The organism is Zobellia barbeyronii (genome assembly GCF_018603515.1).
Classification (GTDB): domain Bacteria; phylum Bacteroidota; class Bacteroidia; order Flavobacteriales; family Flavobacteriaceae; genus Zobellia; species Zobellia barbeyronii.
Window position 1 is genome coordinate 45596 of the sequence record NZ_JACATN010000005.1, and the last position, 15055, is coordinate 60650.

The 15055-nt window shown below is 37.1% G+C and carries 14 protein-coding genes and 1 pseudogene; 5 read left to right on the plus strand and 10 right to left on the minus strand.

Annotated features, from left to right (window positions below):
- Window positions 1-218: 218 nt before the first annotated feature.
- Together HW347_RS16305 and HW347_RS16310 are read left to right on the plus strand one after the other, a co-directional pair.
- Window positions 219-812, plus strand: coding sequence for a hypothetical protein (locus HW347_RS16305; RefSeq protein WP_214612821.1), 594 nt, complete (start codon window positions 219-221; stop codon window positions 810-812).
- Between the two features lie 18 nt (window positions 813-830).
- Complete coding sequence (locus HW347_RS16310) at window positions 831-1460, plus strand: hypothetical protein (protein WP_214612822.1); 630 nt, start codon at window positions 831-833, stop codon at window positions 1458-1460.
- A gap of 101 nt (window positions 1461-1561) precedes the next feature.
- Here HW347_RS16310 and HW347_RS16315 read toward each other — a convergent pair whose 3' ends face one another.
- The 5 genes from HW347_RS16315 to HW347_RS16335 form a co-directional block, all read right to left on the minus strand.
- Window positions 1562-2953, minus strand: a complete 1392-nt coding sequence (locus HW347_RS16315; RefSeq protein ID WP_214612823.1) for an FAD-binding oxidoreductase — start codon at window positions 2951-2953, stop codon at window positions 1562-1564.
- A 126-nt stretch (window positions 2954-3079) separates the two neighbouring features.
- On the minus strand, window positions 3080-3589 hold the full coding sequence (locus HW347_RS16320; protein WP_214612824.1) for a nuclear transport factor 2 family protein: 510 nt from the start codon (window positions 3587-3589) through the stop codon (window positions 3080-3082).
- Between the two features lie 131 nt (window positions 3590-3720).
- The gene (locus tag HW347_RS16325; RefSeq protein ID WP_214612825.1) at window positions 3721-4815 is read right to left on the minus strand and encodes a nickel-binding protein; all 1095 of its coding nucleotides are present in this window, start codon (window positions 4813-4815) and stop codon (window positions 3721-3723) included.
- 254 nt (window positions 4816-5069) lie between these two features.
- Entirely contained in the window at window positions 5070-6338 is a 1269-nt protein-coding gene (locus HW347_RS16330) for a DUF2130 domain-containing protein (protein ID WP_214612826.1), read from the minus strand.
- Window positions 6339-6495: 157 nt separating this feature from the next.
- Window positions 6496-7710 (minus strand): patatin-like phospholipase family protein, encoded by a 1215-nt coding sequence (locus HW347_RS16335; RefSeq protein ID WP_214612827.1) that lies wholly within the window; start codon window positions 7708-7710, stop codon window positions 6496-6498.
- 274 nt (window positions 7711-7984) lie between these two features.
- Here HW347_RS16335 and HW347_RS16340 point away from each other — a divergent pair, with 274 nt between their 5' ends.
- Window positions 7985-8884: an EamA family transporter gene (locus HW347_RS16340; protein WP_214612828.1), complete on the plus strand. Its 900-nt coding sequence runs from the start codon at window positions 7985-7987 to the stop codon at window positions 8882-8884.
- A 51-nt stretch (window positions 8885-8935) separates the two neighbouring features.
- Here the strand turns inward: HW347_RS16340 and HW347_RS16345 are convergent, their stop codons facing one another.
- Both HW347_RS16345 and HW347_RS16350 read right to left on the minus strand, forming a co-directional pair.
- The gene (locus HW347_RS16345) at window positions 8936-9157 is read right to left on the minus strand and encodes a hypothetical protein (RefSeq protein ID WP_214612829.1); all 222 of its coding nucleotides are present in this window, start codon (window positions 9155-9157) and stop codon (window positions 8936-8938) included.
- Window positions 9158-9161: 4 nt separating this feature from the next.
- Entirely contained in the window at window positions 9162-9983 is an 822-nt protein-coding gene (locus HW347_RS16350) for a class I SAM-dependent methyltransferase (RefSeq protein ID WP_214612830.1), read from the minus strand.
- A 270-nt stretch (window positions 9984-10253) separates the two neighbouring features.
- Here HW347_RS16350 and HW347_RS20700 point away from each other — a divergent pair.
- A pseudogene (locus HW347_RS20700) lies at window positions 10254-10457 on the plus strand (permease); the annotation flags it as partial.
- A gap of 154 nt (window positions 10458-10611) precedes the next feature.
- Here the strand turns inward: HW347_RS20700 and HW347_RS16360 are convergent.
- The gene (locus HW347_RS16360; RefSeq protein WP_155596437.1) at window positions 10612-11451 is read right to left on the minus strand and encodes an oxidoreductase; all 840 of its coding nucleotides are present in this window, start codon (window positions 11449-11451) and stop codon (window positions 10612-10614) included.
- A gap of 383 nt (window positions 11452-11834) precedes the next feature.
- On the opposite strand from HW347_RS16360, the gene HW347_RS16365 reads away from it, so the two are divergent.
- Window positions 11835-12446, plus strand: a complete 612-nt coding sequence (locus tag HW347_RS16365; RefSeq protein ID WP_214612832.1) for a DEAD/DEAH box helicase — start codon at window positions 11835-11837, stop codon at window positions 12444-12446.
- An 18-nt stretch (window positions 12447-12464) separates the two neighbouring features.
- Here HW347_RS16365 and HW347_RS16370 read toward each other — a convergent pair whose 3' ends face one another.
- Both HW347_RS16370 and HW347_RS16375 read right to left on the minus strand, forming a co-directional pair.
- Entirely contained in the window at window positions 12465-14015 is a 1551-nt protein-coding gene (locus tag HW347_RS16370) for an SDR family oxidoreductase (protein ID WP_214612833.1), read from the minus strand.
- Between the two features lie 263 nt (window positions 14016-14278).
- Window positions 14279-14866: a DUF6515 family protein gene (locus HW347_RS16375; RefSeq protein WP_214612834.1), complete on the minus strand. Its 588-nt coding sequence runs from the start codon at window positions 14864-14866 to the stop codon at window positions 14279-14281.
- Between the last annotated feature and the right edge of the window lie 189 nt (window positions 14867-15055).

Here is a 15055-nt window from a genome sequence, read left to right on the forward strand (position 1 = left end):
ACTGAATGGCTGAGCTATAATGACTTAAAATCAACTTATATAATCATCTGTTTTATTTCCTACCCTGTGAATTTAACATCATATATATAATTAGACTGAGTGCACGGTTTTTCTTGCAAACCATACATATTTTAAATCAATCTTCTGATTTTCAATATAGTTTTACACCAAATAATCTTCCCTCATTAGATATTTCTTAACCATAAAATGAAACTATTATGAGAAAACAAGCAGTAAAACTAGTCTTTGGAGCTATTTTGATGATGCTATATCAAAGTTGCTGTACACCAAGCGCTACGATTGGTAGTGTAAATAACATCTTAAGACCTCAAGAAACCAATAATTGGTGCTGGGCCGGGGTAACTCAAATGATTGCGCAAAACGAAGGTCAAATAGTAAGTCAGTGCGATTTAGCTAATCATAGATTTACTAAAACCAATTGTTGTGATTTTCAGAATACTGGTGAAAGTTGTCCTAAAACAAGTGATTGCAATACTCCGGGCTGGCTAGAACTTACCTTTGCAGGTGTTAGTTTTAAGGAGGACACCAGTGCCTTAACATGGTCTAACCTTAAGAAAAATATTTATTGCAAAAAGAATGTTTTAGGTTATGCTTATGGTACTCCTGGGGTAACAGGACACGTAGTTGTCATAAAAGGATATGTTACCGTTGGCGGCACACAATATGTCGTACTCAATGACCCTTGGTCACCTTGTAATGGTTCTGAGCGATTAATTACATATGATGAATATGTTAACCCTGCAGGTGCTAGAACACACTGGAGAACTTGGTATGATACAACTAAAATTTAAAAACCTAAAAAAATAAAGATGAAAGCATTAAGAACAATTATGAGCTTAGCAATACTCTTTTGCATTATTGATGCAGAAGCACAGAAAGATGACAATTTTCAAGCAGTTGTGGAAAAAGGGAAAGCGGACTTAATCGAAGTTTTAGCAACAGGCGAACAATTTAATTTTGATATTGAAGCCGATGCAGTTAAAAGCGCTAAAGCAGATACTGGGCTACCATTTCATGAAATGAATTTTGATCAGTTGTTAAAATACGACGAAAAGGGAATTCAAAGCACGCTTCAACCAGAAAGTAAGAAAATCATTCCATTAGTTTCAAATGAATCTGTAGTTACCACTATTTCGATTTCCAATGTAGAGGGTAAATATCGAGTAACTGATTTAATTAACCATCAATATGGTTATGAACTGAATCAGCTTCCTCGTGAGGCAAAAAAAAACAACTTCAAAAGCCTCAGGATTATTTATGTTCCGAACTTAAATACTACCATATACACCTTCAACGAGAAAAGCTATACCAGCTATGGAAATCGTAGTCTAAAAGAAGGAATGGATACGGAAGAACTCATGAAAATTTTAAAGACGGACGCTATTAAATTTGAAAAGGAATTAGGACTTCAAGCTAAAAAAGGTAAACTATTAAATTAAATAAACACTACATTTAATAGCACTAAAAAGCCTATTTAACAGATGTTTATATAGGCTTTTTTTATGCACATGTAGGTAGCAATATTATAGATAAATCTCTTCTACGAAGAAGGTTTAATATTCTGGTTTACACGGAATAAATTCTCAGGATCATAGGTCTTTTTGATATTTGCTAACCGCTCATAATTGTGTTTATAACTGGCTTTGATTCGCTCCTGACCTTCATCCATCATAAAGTTTGAATACGCACCTCCTGCCGAAAACGGATGCAAGGCTTCTTGATACGCTTTACACCATTCGGTGATTTTTTCTGCATCATCGGGGTCTGCCGATACACCAATATAGACGCCGGCATATTTAGCGTCTCTATACGCCCAAGGTGTTTCTTCGGCACCTACGCTACTGGCAGCTCCGGTAATGGGGTACAAATGCATTTGTGATAAGGGCGTAGGAATTGTAGAACCGTATTTTAAATGTTCTGCGCGTATTTCTGGGGTAAGGTCATTAAAAAAGTCCGCGCGCCAGTACCATTGCAATCCTGTAGGTAAAAGTCCATCAAACATACCCTGTAGGCTGGGATAAGGCATTTCGCCTACATGGGCAAAAACAGGATTCAAAGCTAAAACCGGTTTGAATAACGCTGTGAATTTATCAGGGTCTCCAGTATAACACCAGACGATAGCACAGAATTTTTTATGGTGTAATTCCTCTGGAAATGGGGACTCCGGTATGATCATCGTTGCAATAAATCCACTTAAGTCTTCGGAAGCCTCATGAATAAAGGTGTCGTACCATTCCATAATTTCCTCTACCCTTTCAATAGGCCATAAGGTAGGTCCGCCAGTTATCATTTTTACGGGTCGTCCTTGAAATTTGAAAGAAGTCACTACGCCAAAATTACCACCGCCTCCGCGTATGGCCCAAAACAGGTCTGTATTTTCTTTGGCGTTTACGGTAACAAAAGAACCATCTGCCAATACCATTTCCGCTTCAAGGAGATTATCTATAGTAAGTCCGTATTTACGGGATAAATATCCCACTCCACCTCCTAGTGTTAATCCACCAACTCCAGTGCTGGAAACCATTCCTGATGGAATAGCCAACCCATACTCATGCGTAGCACTATCTACTTCGCTCCAAAGATTACCACCACCCACTTTTACAGTGTTATCAGTGGTGTCTACATCCACAAATTTGATTCCCGACAAATCTATCACCAAACCATCATCACAAAGTCCCAGGCCGCCACCGTTATGGCCTCCGCCAAGTACGGCTACCAACAAATTGTTCTCTCTACCAAAGTTTACGGCAGCTATAACATCATCCGCATTTTTACACATGGCAAACAAACCTGGGCGTTTATCGATCATGGCGTTGTACACTTTTCTGGTCTCGTCATAACTGGCATCCGAAGGTAAAACAAGCCCTCCTTTTAACTGTGACTTAAAGGATTTCAAAGTATCTGAAGGAATGTTTTTTGCTAGGTTTTTCATTTTAATGGTGATTAAATGTATTATTTAGATAAAATTATTAATCAGCTTAATGTCAATTGATACTGAAAATTTAAAATAGTCCTAAAAACTGTTTTGTCAATATAAAGGACTAGCATATCATTCTTATTATAGCGGCTTAGGTGTTAAAGGCGAATGATGCTCATGAACCATTTTCCAACCCTTGCCAGTGTCTACAAACAAGAGGGTGATTTGGTCGTTTACAACAACTAAATCTTCACCGAATTTCAATTGAAAATCTGAGTGAAATGTCAGGTTGGCTACATCACCATACACCGCGATTTTTAAGTCCTGCGCATCAAACTTCACGACTTCGGTTACGGAACCAAAAACATTACGTTCATGTTCCTCATTGGCAACATCTCCATTTCTAGGTGCACCGTTTTTAAATTCGGTGAATTTAGGACCATAGGCATGAAAGGAAATCAGCTTATCCATATCACCATCTTTAATACTTTGGGCAATGGCTCCAAAAGTTTCTAGTACTTCTTGTTGCTTCTCAGGAAACTCATCATTTACGATGTCAATTCCTGGTTCCTGAGCATTGGCCGATTTTACACAATTTGCGAAAAACACCCCTAATGCTACGATTGCTACTACTGTTAATTTTGCTTTCATAATTTCTATATGTATTTGATTTGTAACAAATGTAGATTGGAATATTTCTCCCCAATTCTACATTTAGACCAAATAAATACACTTTTGGATCAAGAGAAATTAAACAAGTCAACTAACTACATTACAAATACTTACACGTTCCACTTAAAGTTAGAAGGCAATATCCCATACTTTTTATGGAAACATTTTGAGAAATAGGCAGGACTGCTGAAACCCGTGCTGTAGGCAACTTCAGAAATATTAGAACGCTCCTTTTTAAGCAATTCCAACGCCTTTTTTAAACGGAAATCCCGCAAGAAAATATTGGGTGATTTTCCTACCAAATTCATCATCGTACGGTACAATTTTGATTTGCTATACCCCAGATTATTTTCAAAATCGCTGACTGTAATGGTGGTTTTGGACCATATTTTTTCTGTGTAGGTCATTAAAACCGTCATAAATTCTTCATCTATGGTATTCAAAACAGCGATTGTATACTCTTTAGAAAGCGGTTTATTCTGATTTTCACTCTCAAAAAGGTCTTTTACCGCCGTAGAAACCGAAAATCCACTCTTGGCCACATCACTCAGGTATTCCGCAATTTGTATGGTATCTTCAAAAATACCATCCTTCTCCGTTACTGGAGTCCCGGCGCTAATTCCTATGGCAAACTCCAAATCTGGGGTTACCATGGCATTATACGCACGCTGAATCTGTATACCACTATGTATGGCATTAGTGACGGAATCAAAAGAAATCAAAAATGTATCACCTTCATGGCGCACCACACGACCTTTATGCTCGGCAACCAAAGCTTTAATGGCCGTAGTATAGCCTCTAAGCGCAGCTTTGATTGTAGAAATTTCATTTGCTTTAAAAGTGGTATGCCGTATTTTAACCACCATAAGGGTTCTAAAAGCAGGATCATTGATAATGTTGAGCGAAACGTCTTTAGACTTCTCAGGGTCTTCTATACGCCCTAAAAACGACTCTACAATGGTATCGTTCACCTCAATAATACGCGTGGGTACGGCACCATGTGCATTTTCATGTAATTCAATAAGGGCTTCCTTGCTGGGCGCTTCTATGAGACAAAAGGCGGTTTTACGCTTCTCATCGCACCAATAGGTAAGGCCGCGACAACCGTATTCATGTTCAATGTCTAAATCTGCTTGGTGCATTTCTGCTACATGTGCGGATGTTACCCCGTCCGGTAGATTGTGTAAATCTAAAAATAAAGGCATAGGCGTGCTTTTTAGTATACATACCGCATAACTAGAAGTCAAAAAAAAGCATGTCTTTTTTGATTCTTGCGCATGTATTTAATATTAAGCGGGGGAAGAACTTAAATGTACTCAATTGCGGTGGAAGATAAAATGCGTGAACGCAAAAAAACCTTAATATTTCTATTAAGGTTTTGTATTGTACTAGTAAACATTTTAGAAGCTTTTACGCAGTGTTCGAACTCTATATAAAATAAGACGCTGCTTTTCTACGGCTAGAACAATTGATCATCGTCATCATCTCCTTCTGGTAATTCCAAAGCTTTAACGGACTGTATAGCATTTCCTGCAATCCCTTTTATGGAGCCATACATATCAATTGTATTGGTTACCACCTTATCAATTTGTTTTTCGCGCTGCTTCCAGATGCGCTGCATGGAGCGTTTCTCACTTTCTAAATCAGACTTCATCTGTGTAAAGCCCTCCACTATAGCTTCTACTTGCATTCTAAAAGTGTTACCCGTTAGAAATGTGTAAAGCATGTCCATTTTATCTCCTTTGTTTTCTTGAGAACTAATGGCTGTATCTAGTTTAACAATGGTTTCTCTCAAAACGGAACAAAGACCTTTAAACTCTTCGTAATTACAAATCCATATGCCATCTTTTAGTCCCATTCTGTCCATGCCTGAAGGCATAACCTCAGTAACCAAAACGCCAATATTGGCACCTCTATCTCTAATATCCGCTTTAAATTTTTCTATCCAAGTAGGCTGAAAATCTTTGGTACGTTTACTTTCGTAATATATAGAACCGCAATTTTGGGCAGCACGGGTATTTACAATCTGAATACAATCTCCGCCTCTAGCACCTTTCTTAATTTCTTCAATTGAATCTAGTGGAAATTGAGACGCCAACCATTCTTCAATAGCCAGTTCTTGAACTTCACCTTGCAATTGCATAGAACCCTGCTCCTGCTTACGTTTCATTTCTTCGGTAAGCTTCTTTTGGTCTTCTAATTGCTTTTGCATTTCTTTAAAACGCAATTCGTTTTTGTCCTCTTCAGACTTTTTGATCTTCTCCTTTTCTGCAATAAGAATCTCGTTCAATTTCTTTTGAGATTCTGCTTCTGCAATCTCTTTTAGCTCAGACTTCTCGCGTTTCAGTTTTTCAATTTCAGCCTTGGTTCTATTGAGCTCTTTTATTTGCTCAGACTTCTCATTCAGCTCTTTTTGTAATGCATCAAACTGTTCAGATTGTTCTTCTTTTAATTTGAGTTTAAGTTTGGACTCTATTTCTTTCTTACCCTCTTTTAACTGATTTTCTAAACGCTCTTGAAAAAGCTCGTTCTCTTGCTTTTTCTTTTCTAGAAACTCTGCTTTTTCACGTCTGAGTTTTTCTTGCTCATATTCATAACGTTTCTTTTCTACTGCTATTTGAGACTGATATTTTTGTTTAATTTCTTCTTCAAGTTGATGCGCCAAAATATCTTGGACATCTATTGATGTGCCACAGTTTGGGCATTTTATTTGAGTATCTTCTTTCATAATTTTCTTTTTAATTCCTGTACATCTTCACAGGAACTTGTCTCTAATAAAATTTCAATAATACTAATGAGTAAAGCTCGGAATTAATCAGCATTTGCTTCAAAATTAATTCATCAGTATTTGGGCTTTCAATCCCTTTATTTTACAAAATACACTACTATTCTCCAATTTCCCAATCAACCCATCTATCCATCCCATCCTGATACCATCTATCACCAGAAATAAATAACAAATCATTGTTTCTTTCCACTTCAAATTCTACAGGTTGGTTGTAAATTTTTCCGGATTTCCATGCATCAAAACATTGTAAGAGCAAGTCTATCTGTGCGTCTTTGGTCAGATCCATATCTAACGCATACAGTTGTTTTATGAGCGGTACAGCTTCAACAGACAGCTTATCATCAAAATGAATAAGTGGCGATAACCGTATGATGCTTTCGTTCAAATCTTTGCCTGTTGTGGCCTTAAAGAACATCATGGCCATATAATTGGCGGTATCTGGCGGTTGGTATAAAATGGTCTTGGCTTGGTTAAAAACGGTTTCCATAAAGAAGCTTACCTGAGGTTTGAATTTATGAAAAGCCCATTTCTTTCTTCGGTGTTGCTGGGTGTCTAGCTTCCAGTTCCAAAACGTCTCTTTACTATCCGAAGACATTAACGAGTTACTGGTACCAAGGGAAACAATTTGTATGTCCTTTAGGTCCACTTTTAATTTATAGGCCTCAATAATACCCGCAAGAATAGGATTATTGAAACCACCAAGGGCGCCATCCCAAAGTTCAAAAAACACACCACTCTCTTGTGCTTTAAAGCGAGCAGGGAAATCAAAATACTGCACGGGAGCATTAGAAGAACCGTTAATGGCCTGCGTAAGCCGCACGGAATCATAGCGCGATGGTGTTAACGCATAGGATTTAAAAAACTTAGCGCGGTTGTTTAACGCATCATAGGTGCAGACCACAATTTTAAGGGACTCTTTACCAATAATTTTTGGTAATTCTGACATTTGCACCTTATCTACTTCGGGAAACAGATATTCAAAAGCTTCCATTTTCTTTGTAGCACTATATTTTGGTCCAAACCCAATACCAACAAACCGCAAATAATCTACCGGAAAAAAGCGGTCCCAAAAGGCATTCTTATGAAAAATACGTTCCCGGTTCTCTTTATCCTTGAATAAGGAAATTGCTTTGTCAATAGAATAATTTTCGGCAAGGGCTGCTAGAACAATACTACCACCAGAATTTGCAATTACTAAGTCAAACTTGCGGAGTACCTCATGACCATTGATATTTCCATACCTGTCCTTTAGTGTCAGTAACTGGATAATTGCCCAACTTCCGCCGCCGTCTAACGATAAAATTTTATACATTTTGGTCTACACGTAGTATTGAATAGCGAACAGCTGATATTCAATATTTTAATATTAGAAATACAGGAAATACTGCTTTGTAGTGAATAAATATATTAAAATTTAACAAGTTATCAGTTACAGATATGTGTAATAAAAATCAAAAACTATACACTATACTACAGCACCTGACTTGCATCTCCTTATCCCAAATACATATTAACTAATTGTATGGTAACATCCTTGTAATTCCATAGCTCCCAAACCCTAAAAAACTAATATCTTCGCGCGCTATATGTGGATGTATCTTGGGCTTTTGGCCGCTTTATTTTTAGGATTACACAACCTGTGTAAAAAACATGCCGTTCAGGGCAACGAGGTTTTTCCGGTGCTTTTGGGTACAGTTTCTTCGGGTTTCTTATTGTTGCTTCCTTTTTATATGGGTTCTGCTTGGTTTCCGGAGTTTATGCAGGAAATTCAATTTTACATCACGGACATCCCCTGGAAAACTCATGGCTTTATTTTTATAAAGTCCGCTATCATGGCCGCTTCATGGATTTTGGCATATCAGGCGTTGAAACATTTGCCTATTACTATTGTTACGCCCATACGGTCCGCAGGTCCGTTTTTTACCTTTATTGGAGCGATTACTATTTACCAAGAGGAGCCCAACTTGTACCAATGGATTGGTTTCTTTCTAATTATATTTTCGGTATTGCTGTATTCTAGAATCGGCAAGAAAGAAGGTATTCATTTTAAAAGAAACAAATGGATATTCGCTATTATTGGAGCTACTTTTTTAGGAGCTTCCAGCGGATTGTACGATAAGTTTCTCATCCAGAGTTTAACCTTGAATCCGCAAACCCTTCAATTTTGGTTTAGCTTTTATACCATTCTAATTCTATTGATTGTTCTAAGTATTACTTGGTTTCCGAATGCGGAGAAGCGCAAAGCCTTTAAATGGCGTTGGTCCATTCCGCTTGTAGGTATTCTATTGGTCATAGCAGATTATTTCTACTTTAGGGCGCTACAGGACCCAGAAGCTTTAATTATGCTATTATCGGCCATTAAACGCAGCCAGATACTTATTGCAGTAGTTGTTGGTGGGCTGGTATTTAAAGAACAGAACAAACGCAAGAAATTAGTGCCGTTAGCTGGTATTATGGCAGGTGTTTTCTTGATTTTGTATTCGTAGAGGTTGGCTGAGACTACCTTACCGAAGTTTTAAAAAAAGTTTAATCGCTATTTAGTACAAATATACTTTACGATTTTTGCCTCTAAATCCTTTCATCGTTCTGTAATTACATCTACCATTTTCATAGTATTCTATTTTATGTTCGGATATGAGTTGTGCAATGAGGTTCATTGTCACCTCTTCTTCAAATCCTAGTGTTTCCCCTAGGTCGAGTTCATTAAAACGACCTTTGTTTTCGCTTAATGCCAAGTAATATCTTTCTTTATTTTCCATGTTATTATTTTTTAACCGCTATCATCATATGCGGACTAAAGGTTAAAAGGTTACTATCGTTTTCTGTAATTCTGACAAGTTCCATCAAGGTCTTTTTCTTTTTCTCGTTGGCCATACTACCAAAAAAATCTTTATCAAGCCAAATCATACCTTCAACGGCATAGGTGTTTAAGTAGGTGCACCCTTGTTCTACAAATTCTGCTTTTAGCTCGTTTGGTTTATGGTAATAAGCTTCTGCAAGTAACCAAGGAAAATCAACAGGCGGATTATGTACCCCTGACTTTAATTCTTCTTTGCACATACCAAAGAAACTAGGCTTATGAATTAGTCCATTCAAAAGACCCACTAAAGTTGTAGCCGAATAATTAATGGCAAAGCCTAAAATAACACCGTCTTTTTTTAAAACTCTTTTAGCTTCACGAATGGCCGCTTCCCTGTCCTTCTTTTCTTGCAGATGATAAAGAGGTCCGTGCAAAATTAGTACATCTGCAAAATTGTCCGGTAAGCTCAATTTTCTAGCTTCTCCCAAATGAACCGAGAATTTATTTTTTAGTTTACGAGCTCTATTTTCTGCTAATGTTACGTGCTTGTTTACCGGCTCAATTAAATGCACAGTGTGCCCTTTTTTTGCCAGCCATTCCGAATATTTTCCAGTACCACCACCTACATCTATGATGGTAGATTTGGGGCTTTCTATATACTTACTAATCAATGACTTTATTCGTTCAAATTCAAATATCCCCATCCCTTTTTCCAGTCTGGTTTCTTCGGATACGTTAGTATAAAAAATCTCTATATCTCTGCTTATTAACTGTTTACCATACATTTTATTACATGCTTATTTAAGCTTATCCTCCAATATGTATTGAAGGGACATGCCAAATCAATTGGCTTAAAACCAGTTGATTTTTGAATTAAAATTGTGATTAAAAATCTTGAATTGAAATATTCGCACATTGAAAATTAGGCATTTCAATGCATTACTCCTGCGGAGCGTAGTCTTTGATTAAGACGCGAATTTATATGTAGTATTAGTAAAACAGATTCCAAAGATATTAATTTTAATTATATGAGTTGAAGAAATTAGGATTTATACCTTTTTCAAATAGCGGATTACTTCTATTTTAAGGCGCTCCAAGACCCAGAAGTACTAATCATGTTTTTATCGGCCATTAAATGCAGCCAGATACTTATTGCGGTGGTCGTTGGTGAGTTGGTGTTAAAAGAACAGAACAAACGCAAGAAATTAGTACCGTTAGCTGGTATCATGGCAGGTGTTTTCTTGATTTTGTATTCGTAGGGAGTTAGGTTTCTGTTTATTACATACTGAATAGGGAAATAAGACTATTATAATGAATAAATAGTATATAAAAATTGATGTAATTTTAAAACTTAAACAAAAAAAAACCGCCCAGAAGGCGGTTTTTAGTATCTATAAAATAGGTTGTAATACCTTAATCGAAATCACAATCTTTACCTAAGCTTTCAAACTTAGCTAACTCTTCTATTAAGCCGTTGTTTACTTTTCCGAAAACTTCGTAAGCAATTTTACCTAAAGGTAAATGTACTGGAGCTTCTTCTAGCTGTGCTAGTTTGTAAATAGCATCTGCTGCTTTTTCTGGGTTACCAGGTTGGTTTCCACTTAAACCTTGCAAACCTCTAATACGCTCACCTACCGTACTTTCGTAATCTTCGATTTTTGTATTGTCGTAAGCTGCTGAACTTCCTGCCCACTCTGTTCTGAACGGTCCAGGCTCAACGTTAGTTACTTTAATGTTTAGCGGCTTTAATTCTGCTGCCAAAGCTTCACCAATACCTTCTAATGCAAATTTAGAACCGTTGTAGATTCCTAAACCTTGAGAACCTATACGTCCTGCAATAGAAGTTATGTTTATGATATGACCAGAACGTTGCTTACGCATGTGTGGCAATATCTCTCTTATTGTAGTTAAAACGCCAAAAACGTTTACTTCAAATTGTCTTCTAACTTCTTCATCAGAAATCTCTTCAATACTTCCCATAATACCATAACCGGCATTATTAACAACTACATCTATCTTTCCGAACTTGTCATAAATAGTTTTAATACCATCAATGATCATTTGTGTAGAAGCAACATCTATAAGTACACCAAAAGAATTCCCTGGGTTTTCATTGTTGAACGCCTCTACTTGGGCTTGTTTTCTAAAAGTCCCTACCACAATTTGACCTTGCGATAATACCTCTTTAGCTAACTGTTTACCTAAACCTGATGATACACCAGTAATAAACCATACTTTTTTTTCTGTACTCATTTTTATTTTATTGAAATCGTGTAAAAGGACTTAACTATTTTTTTTGCTAAATTACTAAAAGATTTGCTGGTATTATAGTCCTTTGGGGATGTTAAGTCTATTTAAAATAATAGCTTTAGCTAATTTGGTTGTTTTATAAAATTGAAACTGTACCTAAGCTGGTGTATAGTAAATAGGGTTAGCTAGGCTTTAACCTAAAGGTAATTGTATACTTGAAAAACCGCTAACTCCTGTACTTTACTAAGGAAAGTGAGGAATTAGAACAGCAAAAATCAACTTTTGCAATTAGTTACCGCTCATTCTTTACTTTCCCCGATCGTTGTCAGTATATTTGCCTTTTCAAAAGAGTTAGATTTAGAACTGCAATTCATTACATAAAAGGTATGCCATTTAAAAAATTACACCCACACTTACTTGATTGTTTAGAGCGTCTTGAGATAGATACGCCTACGCCATTTCAAAAAAGTAGTATTCCCGTTATAAAAAGTGGTGCTAATGTTTTTTGTTTTGCTGAAAAAGGAAGCGGAAAAACAACAGCCTTAATTCTAACCACTTTGCAGAAACTTAAATGTGAAGAAGTTGGAGACGCGCCTAGAGCAGTCGTTATGGTTGAAAACAAGGAGAAAGCCTTAGAATTAGAAGAAGCCTTTCTAGAATACACTAAATACACTTCCTTAAGGGTCTATACCGGTTACGAGCAACTGCATATAGACGTTCAGAAGTCTGAAATATACTTGGGTGTAGATATTCTGATAACTACGCCTAAAACGCTTCACAACCTGTTTTTGACCAATGGCGTGAGCATCTCGGAACTAAAAATAATTAGTGTGGATGATGCTGAGTTCTTAATGAGCAAAAAAGACACAACCTGCTTGATCGCTATTGCGGCCAGCATTAAAAAATGCCAGTATGTTATTTATTCCACAAAACAACACCCACAATTAAAACGCCTAGAAGACCATTTCATGGAGCATTCTAGAATAATCCAAGCCTAAAACTAGCGCCGTTTTATTTTACCAAGAAATAGGGAAGTAATCTTTTAGGAATTTACCACACCAGTGTTTTCCGGTATTGATACCATCAAACAAGGGGTCCACTACTCTAGCGGCACCATCAACAATATCTAATGGTGGCTGAAAATCATGTACTTCTTGTTTCTTTTTGGCTAGTTCCGCAGGGTCTTCATCCGTTACCCAACCGGTATCTACCGCATTCATAAAAATGCCATATTTAGCAAGGTCGCCAGAAGCCGTATGCGTTAGCATATTCAAGGCCGCTTTGGCCATGTTGGTATGAGGATGACGGGATTCTTTAAAGAACCTATGGAATTTACCTTCCATTGCCGTTACATTAATGATATGTTTTTGGCCCGTATTTTCTTTTTTCATGAGTTCTGATAGTCGGTTGCACAACACAAAAGGCGCAACGGAATTTACCAGCTGTACTTCTACCATTTCTGTGGTTTCAATAGCACCTAGTTTCAGTCTCCAGCTATTGGTTTTACGTAAATCTACTTGTTGTAAATCGGCATCCAATTCGCTTTCTGGGAAAACTTCTTGAGTAACCAGACTGGCATCAAAACTATACGGAATCTGAGATAACTTAGCAGAAGACCGTAACCCGATACCTGGTTCTGGGCCATGCCAAGAAACTGGCATGTTTTTATTGGATGAAGCAGCAGTTGTTAAGGTCGTCAACTCATCTAAACACGCCATATGGTCCGCCAATACGCCTCTTGCATATTCTGGTAAAGACTCAAAAGGTATTTCTTCATTCTGCATTAAATGCGCATAGAAACCTGCAGGACGGCGAACCGTTTGTGCAGCGTTATTGATAAGAATATCTAGCTTCTCATAATTCTGCTCAATGTAGTTACAGAAAATCTCTACACTAGGAATGTGTCTTAAATCTAATCCGTGTATTTTAAGTCGGTGTCCCCATTCTGTGAAATCTTCCTCTTTGGAAAAGCGTAAAGCAGAATCTACCGGGAAACGTGTGGTAGCAATAACGGTTGCACCACCGCGTAATAACATAAGGGATATATGATATCCGATTTTTAAACGAGAGCCTGTAATAATAGCTACTTGTCCTTTTACATCGGCTGTTTGGAAACGTTTGGCGTAATTGAGGTCACCACATTCCGTACACATGGTATCGTAAAAATGGTGTAGCTTGGTGAACTTGGTTTTACAGACATAGCAATCGCGAGGCGATTCTAATTCACCGGTATCTTTGGCAGCCAAATCTGCCGCAGCTAATAATTTAGGAGCTACAAATACAGAAGCTTCACGAGCATAACGAATACCGGTTTCGTTACGGGCACTTTTGTCCTTTGCTGCTTGCTTGCGTTTTGCTGCTTTTTTAGCATCTTTTTTTCTTCGGGAGAATTCTTCCCTACTAGGTCTTGATAATTGACCGGATACCTTTATTAATGCAGTTCTCTGTTCTTTGGGGATTTCAAATATCTGATTGGTATCACCAACCAATCGCTCTAGAACAGCAATTGTTTTTTTTACTTCCTCTAAAGTTATTTCTTGAGAATCATCCAATTCTTCACTCTTCATTCCTACAATTTTTATCAGCATAGTGCCCTATTCAAACACTATTTTACGCCGCGCGAAATTACATCTTTATTCGCTGTACTTTATGTAAATACGGTGTTTTATTTTCATTAGAAGTGGCTTCAAGAAGCTCCTTTTACAACAAATTAAAATTGTAATCACCTATTTATCAGTTTCTCAGCTACATCTTTTGTCCATACAAACCAAAAGAGCGCCTACAGTAAAAACTGTTGGCGCTCTCCAATTAAACAGGGGAATGTTTTTACTTATTCCATATCAATAACACCCACTACTTCATAAGCTCTTGTGCCATCTACCTGTACTTTTTCATAAAGAATATTGGCATACTCGTAATAGGTCTGTCCATCTATAACTACCTTTTCATAATCGTTGGGAAGTTCATAAACAATAGTTCCTACTTCTGGTTCAACCACTTCATATTCATTACCAACCTCATTATAAAAGGTACCACCAATTGTAAAGTAGAGATGGTTGTTATACTGAACTCTGGCGTAACCTTGAGGTAAAGTGTTTATTCTAAACCCAATTTTTGGAGCTATAGGAATATACCGACCTCTAGAAGAAGTGTAATATCTGTTATTTGCATAATAATAGTTCTGACCTTGATACTTAACTACTCTCTTATTAGGTACGGTACGTACGGAAACCACTTTCTTTTTTGGGGTTTTATATTCCACTCTTCTACTAGACACCCTATTAGGTGTTTTTTTGACCACCGTTCTGGTCGTCTCCGTTTTAGTGGTTGTCCGCTTGCGGGTTTGAGCTGTACTTGTAAAGGCAAATGCGACTAGAAATAATGATGAGATTACATATGTTTTAATAGATGCTTTCATAATTCAGTAGGATTTAAAAGATTAAACTTAAATTTTACTATCACTACTTTGACATGAATAATTAACCTTGGTTTAATCGCTTAGCGCTGTTTCTCATCAAAACTAGACCAGCGCTCATTTTCTATCTACGAACTCGTAAATTCTATAGATGTAAATAAGCTGTTATTTGGAGTTTTATAAGCATAAAAA